The organism is Rathayibacter oskolensis (assembly GCF_900177245.1).
Classification (GTDB): domain Bacteria; phylum Actinomycetota; class Actinomycetes; order Actinomycetales; family Microbacteriaceae; genus Rathayibacter; species Rathayibacter oskolensis.
On record NZ_FXBM01000002.1, the window covers coordinates 378,197 to 390,568 of the forward strand.

Sequence of the window (12,372 nt, forward strand, 5' to 3'; positions counted from 1 at the left end):
TCGTGAGAACGCAACAAGAAGCCGCACCGAAGGGTCGGCTGCGTCTGCGCCTGCTCGCCACGGCGGCCCTGACAGCACTACTGGTGGCGCCCTTTGCGGCGCAGACCTCGTTCGCCGCCGAACAGGAGCTCGTCGTCAACGGCGGGTTCGAGAACGGCATCGCCGACTGGTTCGTCAACAACGGCAACGCCGCGGACGGCGGGACGATCGCGACCACCGCGGACGCCGCCTCCGGTGCGAGCGCCGCACTGGTGACCGGCCGTACGACGACCGGTTCCGGAGCCATGCAGGACCTGACCGGGAAGATCGTCGCCGGCCAGACCTACCAGGTGAAGGCGAAGATCAAGTACGAGAACGCCGCCGGCCCCGCGACGAAGCAGTTCTTCGCGACGATGCACTACGGCGGAGGCAGCTACACCAACCTCGCCAGCGTCACGGCGACGAAGGGGCAGTGGGCGTCGCTCAGCGGGTCCTTCACCGTCCCCGCCGGGCAGAGCGTCGCCATCACGCGTCTCTTCTTCGAGACTCCGTGGACGGCGACCCCGTCGGCCGCGCCCGACACGCACCTGATGGACTACAAGCTCGACGACGTCTCGCTGATCGGAGCGGCGCCGCCCGCGGCACCCTCGAAGACCATCGAGGTGGTCGGCAAGGTTCCCGGCGACCACAACCCGCTGATCGGGTGGAAGTTCGGCGCCGACGGCTTCGGCTTCGCCGAGAACGGCCGGGTCTACATGTACATGACCAACGACACGCAGGGGTACGCGCCCGATCCGGTGACCGGTGTCTCGCCGCAGATCAACTACGGCAGCATCAACCAGATCACGGTCATCTCGTCGGACGACCTCGTGAACTGGACCGACCACGGCGAGATCCAGGTGGCCGGCTCGACCGGTGTCGCACCCTTCACCGGCAACTCCTGGGCGCCGGGCATGGCGAAGAAGACGGTGAACGGGGTCGACAAGTACTTCCTCTACTACGCCAACGGCGGCGGCTCCAGCAACGTGATCACGGGCGACTCGCCCGTGGGCCCGTGGACCAGCCAGCGGACCACCACGCTGATCAACGACACCACGCCCGGTGCCGACGTCGCCTGGAAGTTCGACCCGGCGCCGCTCGTGGACGACGACGGTCGCAACTACCTGTTCTTCGGCGGCGGACCCGCCTCGACCGCGCTCCCCGCGGCCGAGCGCTTCAACAACCCGAAGAACATCCGCGTGATCGAGCTCGGCGACGACATGGTCTCGACCGAGGGCACGGCCGCGGTGGTCGATGCTCCCGTCGCGTTCGAGGCGGCCCAGGTCTTCGAGCGCGAGGGCAAGTACTACCTCTCGTACTCGTCGCACTTCGGCGGCACCGACTTCGGCGGCAACCAGACCCGCGTTCCGGGCTACCCGGGCGGCGGCGAGATCGGCTACATGATCTCGGACGACCCGATGTCGTGGCCCAAGGAGGCGTACGCCGGGGTGATGTTCCCCAACCAGAGCCGCTTCTTCGGAGCCGGCACCGGAGGCAACAACCACCAGTCGGTCTTCGAGCTCGGCGGCAAGTACTACTTCACCTACCACGCCCCGACGCTCAACAAGCGGATCAACGGCGACACCACGCAGGGCTACCGCAGCCCGCACATCCAGGAGCTGCAGTTCAACGCTGACGGCACCGTGCAGCAGGTCGTCGGCGACTACGCCGGAGTGGACCAGGTGAAGGACTTCGACCCGTTCCGCACCTTCCCGGCCGAGACCATCGGCTGGAGCAAGGGCATCGCGACGGCGCCGCTGGGCACGCCCACCGCCGGCGCGACGAAGAACCTCGTCCTCCGCGACCTCGACGCCGGCGACTGGACGGCGCTGTCGTCGGTCGACTTCGGCGAGACCGGAGCGGCGACGTTCTCGGCCCGCGCGAAGGCGCTGCAGGCGGGAGGCACCATCACGGTCCGCCTCGACTCCGCCACCGGACCCGTCGCGGGAACGGTCGCCGTGACCGGGACCACCGGCGAGTGGGCCGACGTCAGCGCAGCGCTGACCGGAGCGACCGGAGTGCACGACGTGTACTTCAGCTACTCCGGCCCGAGCGGCGACCTGTTCGAGCTCGACACCTTCGCCTTCACCGAGGGCGAGGCGGCTCCGGCCCTGGAGGTCACCGCGACCGCCACCACCCGCTGCATCGCGGGCAAGGCGATCATCACCACGCAGGCGACCAACGGCGCCGACGTGCCCGTCGCGATGACCTTCACGACGGACTACGGCACCAAGTCGTTCGCCACGGTCGCCCCCGGCAAGACCGTGTCGCACGCCTTCACCACCCGGCAGGTCGACCTCGCCGCCGGTGACGTCGCGGTCGCGGCCTCGGCGACGATCGACGGCTCGCCGGTCTCGACGGAGGTGAGCGCGGCGTACGCGGCGCGGCCCTGCGGCTGACTTGCCGCTGATGCACTGACGGGGCGCCCTCGATCCTCCGGGATCGGGGGCGCTCCTGCGCGCGCTGCTCGATCAGCACGAGTCCGGCCTGCGTGGACGCCCGGGACTGCCTGCTGGTCGAGTAGCCGCGCAGGGGCGTATCGAGACCGATCTCCCTGCGAACGTCAGAACGGTGGCGGCTCGTCATCGAAGCGTGGCCCGGGTGGTCGCCCGGGGAGTGGCGGCGGGCTCGTGGTGACCCGGCGGCCGGTGGGGGTGGACCACTCGGCGGTGCCGTCGGGATGGAGAACGTAGGTCCACCGGTCGCCGTGGCGGACGTGATGATGGGCGGTGCACAGCGACGCGAGGTTCTCGAGGCGAGTCTCGCCGCCGTTGCGCCACTCGGTCGTGTGGTCGGCCTCGGCCGTGGACGCGGAGCGGGTACAGCCCGGGAACCGGCAGGTCTGATCCCGCAGCTGCAGGTACAGGCGCATCCGCGGCGGCGGCACGCGGTGAGTGCGGCCTACAGAGGTGACTCTCCCGGTGTCCGGGTCGGTCAGGACCCGGGTGAAGGACGCTCCGATACCGACCAGGTCGCGGGCGACGTCGGCGGGGATCAGGCCGTAGCCGTCGAGATCCGCCGGGGTGTCGTCCAGACCCGCGGCGGTGCTCGCGGGGAGCGTCAGCCGGACCTCCGCGCGCACCCCGGGAACGAACGTCGCCGCGATGTCACCATCGCTGACCGGAGTGGTTCCCGCGACGTCGCCGTCGCAGAGCAGGTCGGCCAGCGCATCGGCCCGCAGCTGTGCGAGCGTGCGCTCGTCACCCTCGCGCAGGGTCCGGGCGATGCGGTCGAGTCGATCGAAGGCGCCCATCGCGACCGGCGCCGGCAACAGGGCACTGAGCGTCGCCATCCCGTCGATCTCGGGGCTGACCCACACCGTGCGGTCCTGACGGGCGCGCGCATGCCGCTGCGCGAACGGCTCCTCGTGCAGCTGGTCCCGCATCCGGCCCACGGCCTTGCGCAGTTGCGTCGGAGTCATCACCAGCGCCGCCTCCGCCGCCCGCGCATCCAACGCGCCTCGGGACGTGGCCGGCACCGTGCTCGCGGCGGCGCAGATCACTTCGCTCGCCTCCCACAGCATCCGCGCGTCCTGGAGGGCCGCCCGCGTGCACGGCAGGTCCTCCATCAGCAGCTGCGCATGCTCGAGAACCCGAGACGCGGCGACCTCGGACATCCCCAACGCGACCGCGAACTCCGCGCGGATCGACCGCTCCACCAGATCGCCCGCCTCGCTGCGGGAGAGCCGGGCGCCGCGAGCGAACGACTCCGGAACAGCGAGCGCCGCGAGGTACGCCGCATGCAGCGCCGCAGCGCGCGCGAGGAGCATCTGCGCCGAGGAACGCCCCAGACGCGCCGCGAGGTCGGCGAGCCCACCGACCGCGCCGAGCGTCCCCTCCGCTGCCTCGAGCTCACCCGCGTCTCTCATACGAGTATTGAACCAGCGACCACCGACACCACACCCGCCCCAACCACCCCGGCCCGACAACCCGACCCCGAACGAGCCCTGTGGAGGAAAAGCCGGCGCAGCAGGCTCCGTCGTCAGGCGACGCCGGCCGACACGTCGGTGCTCAGGAGGCGCGCTCGGAGCGTCGCGCGCGACGACCGGCGAGTCGGAGCCACAGCCCGCCCACGAGCGAGAGCGCCCCGAGAAGCGCGAGACCACTCACGCCCTCGACTCCGGTGGCTGCAAGACCGCGGCCCTGCGGCGAGCGCTCACTCGCCCCCGGGGCGGCGTCGGCCCCCGAGGCGGGCCCACCCGAGGCCGGCCCACCCGGGGCGGGTCCGGCGCCCGTCCCGCCGACGGCTCCGCTGCCCGTCCCGCTCCCGAGGGGCGGGCCGTCGTCGGCGACGACCGTCAGCGTGCCGGCGACGTACTCGACCTCGTAGTCGGGATGCTCGAAGCCGCTGCACTGCACCGCCTCCGGGTAGACCCCCGCTGGCGTCTCTGCGGTGACGTCGACCGCGCAGGTCGGGTCGAGTCCGAGCGACGCGAGCGTGTCGCCGTCGTTGAGGAGGGAGTACTCGGGAGCGACGACGGGCGGCTCCGAGCCCGCGACCATCTCGACGTCGGGCGCGATGACGAGGAGGTAGGTCGGATCGACGATCAGCCTCGTGCTCCGCGAGACGTAGCGTCCCTCGGAGGGCGTCTCGCCCGTCGCGTTGTAGACGAGGACCCGGTAGAAGACGCCGTTGTTGCTCATGCGCGTGTTCAGCCGGTAGGTGGACGACTGCGCGAGCGGGATGGGCGTGAAGGTCCAGTTGTCGACCGACGAGTACCACTGGTACCGCACGTCGGGGCTGCCGCTCGCGTCGACGTGCAGGGTCCGGTAGGAGCCCGCGGTGACGTAGGTGGAGCCGCCCCAGTACTCCTGGACGCGGGGCGCGACCTTCTCGACGCTGATGATCTGCGTCTCGCGCTCGGCCGGCGGGAAGAACGCCCGTCCGGCCTGGTCGGCGTGGACGACGCACTCGCCGGCGAAGGGGAGGTCGATGGTCGCGGTGAACTCCACCCGGCCGTCCTCGCTCACGGTGCACCAGAGGCTGCCCGGGTCGGTGGAGAACACGACCGGTTCGCCCGACGCCCCGCCGGAGGCGTACACGTCGTACGCCTCGCCGACCCGTCCCGGGGCCGGCGGGTCGGACTCGAAGCGGATCTCCTGCGTCACCGCCTCGACGGTGAGGCTGGCGGGGCGGTAGTCGATCTCGTAGCGCGGCGAGCTCTGACCCGAGCACTCGACGGGGTACGTCCCGGGCGGTAGCTCGGGGTCGGCCGAGGGTCGGGAGTCGCAGCGCAGGTCGCCGCTGAGGGAGTCGGGGCCGTCTCCGAGCCGGAAGCCCTCGTCGCCGGTCCCGTAGTCGGCCCCGAACGCGGGAGCGTCGGTGCCGTAGGACATCCGCGCGTCGCGGGCGGTCACGGTGAGCGGAGCCGGCAGCACGGTGACCTCGGCGGTGTCGGAGGAGCTCTCCCCGAAGACGCTGGCCGCGACGGCTCGGAACCGGGTGCCGGTGTCGGTGCGCACCGGCGGCTGGTAGCCGGTGCCCGTCGCCCCGGGGATGTCCTCGAAGGGCGCGCCGGCCTCCGCCGACCGCTGCCACCGCAGCGACGTGCGGGGTCCGTCGGCGACGGCGGCCGAGAGGGGTGCGGGGGTGTCTCCGTAGGTGATGGTGGACGACTCCGGCTGCGTGGTGAAGACCGGGGCCCCCGCCGAGCGCACGACGACGGTCGCAGTGCCCGTGCTCGGCCTGATCTCCTCGGTGCGCGACGAGGCGCCGGAGTACGCGGCGGAGACGCGGATCACGCTGGTCTGCGGGAAGCTCAGGGTCGCGCCGGCGCGGCCGTCGACGACCGGAACCCGGGCGATCGTCGTCGGCGCCTCCGACCCGTCTGCCGGAGCGCTCGTGAACGTCAGCTCGCCCGCGTCGATGGTGCGCCCGTCGCCCCGGGTCACGGTGGCGCTCAGCTCGACGTCGTCGCCGGCGTAGGGCGTCGACGGAGAGGCCTCGATCACCGTGGTCGTCGTCACGACGGCCGGCGCCTCGACCGACTGGGCGGTGGAGGCGCTGCTCGAGAGGAACCCGATGCGCTCGGCGTCCGCGCCCGGGTAGCGCACCTGCACGGTCAGTCCGCCTGCGGGCCGGACGCCGAGCGGGATCTCGACCGCTCCGTTCGAGAGTGTCCCGGTCAGCACCTCGTCGCCGGTGCGGAGCTCGACCGCACCCACGGGCACGGGGCCGCCGTCGACGCCGGCCACGCGGACGGTGGCGACGAGCTCGTCGGACACGTAGGCGGGGGACGGGGCGATCGTCACCGTCGTGACGGTCGGGTAGAGCGGGAAGACCTGCACGTTCGGACCGTCCTGGTCGGTGCTGCCGTTGCGCAGCGTGCCCGAGCGCTGCTGGTCGGTCGGCGGGTTCGGCGAGATGTAGGGCGGGAGGTAGTTCGCTCCGCCCCCGCCGCCACCGGAGCCGCCGTTGGTGCCGCCGCCCCCGCCTCCGCCGCCGTAGAGGCCGCCGCCACCACCGCCCGCGTACGCGGCGCCGAGGGAGGCGTTGCCCGCCCGGCCCCCCGCGAGGTAGGTACCCGGAGCACCGGCAGAGCCGGAATCGAAGAAGCCGCTGTAGCCCGCGGCACCGCCGGAGCCGCCGCCGGAGGACGTGCCGGGGTTGCCGCCGGCTCCGTCGCGCGCGTCGTTGGCGCCTCCGTCACCGCCCTTCGACCCCGCAGCCCCGCCGCCGCCGCCCGTGGACTCGGTGGTGTAGTAGTTGCCGGCGTCGCCGCCGCCGCCCCCTCCGCCGGCGACCGCCAGGAAGGCGTCTTTCGGGAACGCGGAGGCGGGGCTCCCGCCGCCCGGGCAGTACGGCGCGGGGTCGATCGTCGAGACGAACGAGCCGTTGCCGCCGCTGCCCGAGTAGGTCCGGCCACCCCCCGGGAGGAGCGTGGACGCGCCGGCCAGCCAGAGCCGCTGGCCGGGGAGGACCTGGACGACGGCCTCGGTGACGCCGGCGGCTCCCGGTGCTCCGGGGGCCGCCCTCCCGGGAACGGGGGATCCCGCCTGGCCCCTCTGCGCGATCACGAGCATCCGCGCGAAGTGCACGCTGTCGGGGATGTCGACGACCCCGGTCGCGCACAGCCCGTTGACCTCGGCCACCGGTTCGTCCGCCCGGGCCGACGGAGCGGCCGCGGCCGCCGCGACGAGGCCGAGGATCAGCGCCGCGCACAGGGCGAAGGCGGACGATCTCTGGGGGCGGGGGCGTGTCGGGCTCACGGTGCAGGCTCTCAGCCCCGCGACGGCGCGGACACCCCCCGTTCAGGCCCGCCGCTTCGCGCGCAGCTCGCGGTGCGCGGGGAGGGTGTCTCGATCGTCCTCTCGGGCGTCGGAACGCCCTTCCGCGAGTGCGACCGCCCGACTGCGCCGCCCGCCTCGGCCGCCTGCTCGGGTTACCGTGTCTCGTGGCTTCTCGCACCCGCGCACTCTCAGTCCTCGCACTCGCCGCCGTGGTCGCGACGACGGCAGGGTGCACCCCGACCGCGAAGGGGCCCGTCGCGGCGTGCGTCGTGCGCCCCGCGGCCCAGATCGTCCCCGAGCAGGGCGCGCTGTTCGGGGTCAACCTCGACTGGGGATCGCAGACGATCGAGGAGTACTCGCGCCACCTGGGACAGCGGCCGGCCGTCGCGGTCGCCTTCGCCGATCTGCCGTTCACCGACGTGGAGCGTGAGGAAGTGCGCTCGGCCGCTGCGCAGCTCCGGGTGAACGGAGGCACGCTCCTGCTCACCCTCGAGTCGATCGACGGTCTCGCTGCGGTGACCGACGCCGTCGCATCGGACATCGCCCGTCTGGCGGCGTCCGTCAACCAGACCGGCGTGCCGGTGATCATCCGCTTCGCGCACGAGATGAACGGCTCCTGGTACGCCTGGGGTCAGCAGCCCGCCGCCTACGTCGAGGCCTTCCGGCGGGTCGCCGAAGCGGTGCACACCGAGGCACCCGGCACCGCGATGATGTGGGCTCCGAACAACGCCGACGGCTACCCGTTCGAGGGCGGAGTCTCGGCCGCGCAACCCGGTACCGCCGACTTCGCCCTGCTCGACACGACCCGGGACGGCGCACTGAGCCTCGACGACGATCCCTACGCTCCCTACTATCCGGGCGACGACGCCGTCGACTGGGTCGGCATGTCGCTCTACCACTGGGGGTCGGCCCATCCGTGGGGCGAGAACGAGATGCCGGAGGAGGGCAAGTTCGCCGCGCAGCTCACCGGTACCTACGACGGCGCGGCGGGCGACGAGAGCGCCGCGCCGGACTTCTACGAGACCTACGGTGTCGAGCACGGCAAGCCGGTGGCCATCCCCGAGACGGCCGCGCTGGTCGTTCCCCGCGGGGACCCGGCTGGGGAGCTGGCGATCAAGCAGGCGTGGTGGCGGCAGGTGCTCTCCGCCGAGACCGCGGCGCGCTTCCCGAATCTGAAGATGATCAACTGGTTCGAATGGGAGAAGTTCGAGCCCGAGGTGCGCGATGAGGTGTCCTGGTCGGTCGTCGAGGACGAGCAGACGCGCCGCGCCTTCCGCGCCGACCTTCCTGCGGGGCTCGTCTACTCCGACCTCGCGGTCCGGTGCACGGGAGCTCCGTCGGAAGATTGAGACCGCTCCACCTCCCCCGTCAGGGGGGCCCACAGGGTGAGCGATCGATGGACTGGCGGTCGGCGTTCCCTGCGGCCGATACGGTCGACAGGACAGGACCTGACGGAGTCCTCGGCCCCTGCTGATCGTTCTCGAAGGGATGCTCCATGGTCGGTGACACCGCCCCGGATCCGCGTGCAGACGCCCTCTCCGCCCTGGAGCTGATGGGCTCGCCCGCTGAGGAGCGCTTCGACCGGATCACGCGGATGGCTCGCGATCTCTTCGGGGTCCCGATGGCCGAGATCCACCTCCTCGACGAGAGCACGCTCTTCACGAAGTCGCCGCAGAACCCGGGCTGGCCGCTCGAGTACCCGCGGGAGGGAACCTTCTGCGACGCGACGCTCCAGAAGGGGTCGATGCTCATCATCTCCGACCTCGGCACCGATCCGGTCTTCGCGGAGCACGTCAACGTCCGAGGAGCGCCGCACGTGCGGTTCTACGCGGGAAGGCCTCTGAGCGTCGACGACGGTCTCCAGCTCGGCACGATCTGCCTCATGGACTTCGTGCCGCGCGAGCTGACTCAGGACGAGGAGGTGCTGCTCGACGAGTTCGGGAGCTGGGTCGAGCGCGAGCTGCGCGATTCGGCCGAGCGCGACCGGGCCGCCGAAGTGCAGGCCCTCCTGCTCCCCCCGGCGCTCGACCACCCGGACGGCTACGTCTTCGCCGGCATGTCCGTCCCGCGCCTGCAGGTCGCGGGGGACTTCTACGACTGGTGGGCGGGCGACGGATTCGTCGACATCGTCCTGGCCGATGTCATGGGGAAGGGCACCGCGGCCGCCATCGTCGCGGCGAGCATCCGCTCGGCGTTCCACGCCCGCACCGGCGAGAGGCCCGCCCGGGCCGTCGCCGGGGTGAACGGTCAGCTCCTCCGCGACTTCAGCGCGACCGGCACCTTCGCGACGCTCTTCCACTGCCGCCTCGAGACCGAGACGGGGCGCCTGGACTTCGTCGATGCCGGCCACGGACTCTCCGTCGTCCTCCGCGCCGACGGATCCTTCGAACGGCTCGCCTCGGTCGGGCTCCCGCTGGGCATCGCCGAGGACGGCGGCTGGCTGACCCAGTCGGTCGAGCTCGCACCCGGCGATGCGCTCGTGTCCTTCACCGACGGCGTCCTCGACCTCTATGACGGGACTCTCGACTCGGTGGCCGAGGTCACCGGGCTCGCGCGCGCCTCGGCGAGCTCGGACGAGTTCTTCGCTGCCCTTCGCCACCTCGCGCGCGGCGAGAAGGCCTCGGACGACGTGACCGTCCTCGTGGTGAGCCGCACGTGAGGCGCAGCGCGCTCCGACGGTTCGCCCCCTCCGCCGGGAAGGCGGTGCTGGCCGTCGTCGCGGCGGCGGTGCTCCTCGCGGGTCCCGCCGTCGCCTCGGTCGCCGACGACTCCGTCCTCTCGCCGCCGACGGGCGCCTACTTCGGCTCGAGCCTCGACTGGAGCAGCGACAGCGCTGCGGAGCAGACCGATCGTCTCGGCCGACCCGCGGCGGTCCTCGAGCACGTCGCCTCCGTCCCGATCACCGAGGCCGAGGTCGACTACCTCGCCCAGTTCATGAGGCAGGCGGAGGGGGAGGGGGCGCTCGCCGCGGTCACGCTCCGCCCCGTCGGCGGTCTCGGGCAGTTCGGTCAGGAGGAGGCGAGGGCCGCCGTCGATGCGCTCGCCCGCGCCCGCGACGGACAGGACCTCCCGCTCTTCGTCCGCTTCGCTCCCGAGATGAACGCGAGCTGGACGGCATGGGGATTCGCGCCCGACGAGTACATCGCGGCGTTCCGGCTCTTCTCCGAGGTCCTGCACTCCGATCTGCCCGATGCCGTCGTGGTCTGGTCGCCGGCCGCGGGTGAGTCGTATCCCTTCGCCGAGGGTGGCTCGACCGACGATCCTGCACTCGACACGGACGGCAGTGGATCGCTCGACGCGGGCGACGACCCCTACGGGCCCTACTACCCGGGTGACGATGCGGTCGACTGGGTCGGACTGTCCGCCTACCACGACCCCAGCGGAGGCGGGGCCCCGAGGAACGCGGTCGCCGCCGACGGCGCCCTCGAGGACGATCTCGATGGCGAGGGCGACCTCGCGTTCTACGAGCGGTTCGCTGAGAGCGCCGGCACGCCGATGATGCTCGAGACCGCCGCGTTCTACAGCCCGGGGGCCGGCGGGCCGGCCGAGCTCGAGATCAAGCAGGACTGGTGGCAGCAGGTGATCGCCGCCACCTCGGGCGACGAGCATCCGCTGATCGACGTCGTGCTCTGGCGAGACTCCTCCTCGGCCCGTGCCGTGGTCGGCGAGGTCGTCATCGACTGGAGCCTCTCCGGCTCGGACACGATCTCCTCGGCGTTCGCCGCCGACGCGGAGGCGAGCGAGCTCGTCTTCGGCCCGGTCTACGCGCCGTTCACCTCTTCATCCACGGTGCAGTCGGCGGCAGGGACGATCAGCGGGGCGGCTGCCTGGATCCTGGTCGCGGCGGTCCTCCTGGCGGCGATCGCCCTGACCGGCTGGGGACTGCTGCGCGGTCGGAGCGGCCGGCTCGCCTACGACGGCCCTCCGAATCGCGATCTCCGCATCGACTACCTCCGCGGTGTCGCCATCGTCTTCGTCGTCGTCAACCACATCGCGCTCGTCTCGGTCTGGCAGAACCTGACGCAGGAGGCGATCGGCATGGTGTCGGGGGCCGAGCTGTTCGTCCTGCTCTCGGGCGGCGTCCTCGGGATGGTGCACCGTCCGAAAGTGCTCGGCGGCGGGATCGGCGAGGTCACCCTCCGCACCGAGGCCCGCGCTTGGAAGCTCTACGTCACGGCCCTGGTGGTCGTCGTGATCGTCGGCCTCGTGAGCCTCGTCGGATTCGTGAACTCCACTCCGGCGACCACCTACGTCGACCAGGGGACGGGCGCGGCGGGGAGCGAGGCGACAGGCCGCGTCTACGACCTCTACACGAACGTCGACAGCCTCCTCCGCTACCCGGTCGACCCGTCGATCATCCTCGACCTCGCCCTGCTCCGGCTCGGGCCCTGGCAGGTGAACGTGCTCGGCCTGTACGTGGTGATGCTCGCGATCGCCCCCCTGATCCTCTGGGCTCTGTCGCGTGGGCGATGGGCGGTCGTCCTGCTGGTGAGCTGGGCCGTCTACGTGCTGCAGATGTTCCTGCACGTGCGGCTCCTGCCCTCGCAGTTCGAGGACTCGTTCCCGCTGCTCACGTGGCAGGCCCTGTTCGTGACGGGGATGGTCGCGGGCTTCCACCGGCGCGAGATCCTGGCCTGGTTCGCGACCCGGATCGGTCGGATCGTCCTCGCGGTCGCGGTGATCACCACCGTGGGGCTGGCGGTCTTCTCGTGGAACAACCCCTATCTCTCCAGCTCCTGGGATCTGCGCCTCGGGCTGATCCCCGCCAACACGTTCTCGGACATCTATGCGGTCGCCTTCCAGCGGACCACCCTCGACCCGGGCAGGGTCGTCAACGTCCTGCTCGTGGTGATCACCGCCTACGCCGCACTCAGCGTGCTCTGGAAGCCGGCGCAGCGCCTCCTCGGCTGGTTCTTCATCCCCCTGGGGCAGGCGACCCTCTACGTGTTCGTCATGCACGTCGTGTTCGTCCTGATCGTCGCCAACATCCCTCCTCTGCGCGAAGGGAACACCGTGGTCAACTCGCTCGCCTACCTCGCCGTGCTCGGTCTGCTCTGGGTCATGGTGCGGACCCGCTTCCTCTACCGGATCGTGCCCCGATGAACGCCGGGACGGCCGTCGACAC

6 protein-coding genes are annotated in these 12,372 nt (G+C 71.8%); 4 read left to right on the forward strand and 2 right to left on the reverse strand.

What is annotated here, in order from left to right:
• Positions 1 to 2 precede the first annotated feature (2 nt).
• A complete protein-coding gene (locus B9Y99_RS10910; protein ID WP_208856939.1) occupies positions 3 to 2,417 on the forward strand; it encodes a family 43 glycosylhydrolase in 2,415 nt (804 codons plus the stop codon).
• 164 nt (positions 2,418 to 2,581) lie between these two features.
• On the opposite strand, the gene B9Y99_RS10915 is transcribed toward B9Y99_RS10910, so the two are convergent.
• Both B9Y99_RS10915 and B9Y99_RS19370 read right to left on the reverse strand, forming a co-directional pair.
• Positions 2,582 to 3,886 (reverse strand): HNH endonuclease signature motif containing protein, encoded by a 1,305-nt coding sequence (locus tag B9Y99_RS10915; RefSeq protein WP_085476642.1) that lies wholly within the window; start codon positions 3,884 to 3,886, stop codon positions 2,582 to 2,584.
• Between the two features lie 142 nt (positions 3,887 to 4,028).
• Positions 4,029 to 7,226 (reverse strand): MBG domain-containing protein, encoded by a 3,198-nt coding sequence (locus B9Y99_RS19370; RefSeq protein WP_085476643.1) that lies wholly within the window; start codon positions 7,224 to 7,226, stop codon positions 4,029 to 4,031.
• Between the two features lie 185 nt (positions 7,227 to 7,411).
• Here B9Y99_RS19370 and B9Y99_RS10925 point away from each other — a divergent pair, with 185 nt between their 5' ends.
• The 3 genes from B9Y99_RS10925 (at position 7,412) to opgC (ending at position 12,350) form a co-directional block, all read left to right on the forward strand.
• The gene (locus B9Y99_RS10925) at positions 7,412 to 8,596 is read left to right on the forward strand and encodes a glycoside hydrolase family 26 protein (RefSeq protein ID WP_129588005.1); all 1,185 of its coding nucleotides are present in this window, start codon (positions 7,412 to 7,414) and stop codon (positions 8,594 to 8,596) included.
• 146 nt (positions 8,597 to 8,742) lie between these two features.
• The gene (locus B9Y99_RS10930; RefSeq protein ID WP_085476644.1) at positions 8,743 to 9,906 is read left to right on the forward strand and encodes a PP2C family protein-serine/threonine phosphatase; all 1,164 of its coding nucleotides are present in this window, start codon (positions 8,743 to 8,745) and stop codon (positions 9,904 to 9,906) included.
• Positions 9,903 to 12,350, forward strand: coding sequence for an OpgC domain-containing protein (gene opgC, locus B9Y99_RS10935; protein WP_085476645.1), 2,448 nt, complete (start codon positions 9,903 to 9,905; stop codon positions 12,348 to 12,350). Before B9Y99_RS10930 ends, opgC begins: the two co-directional genes overlap by 4 nt.
• Positions 12,351 to 12,372: the final 22 nt, after the last annotated feature.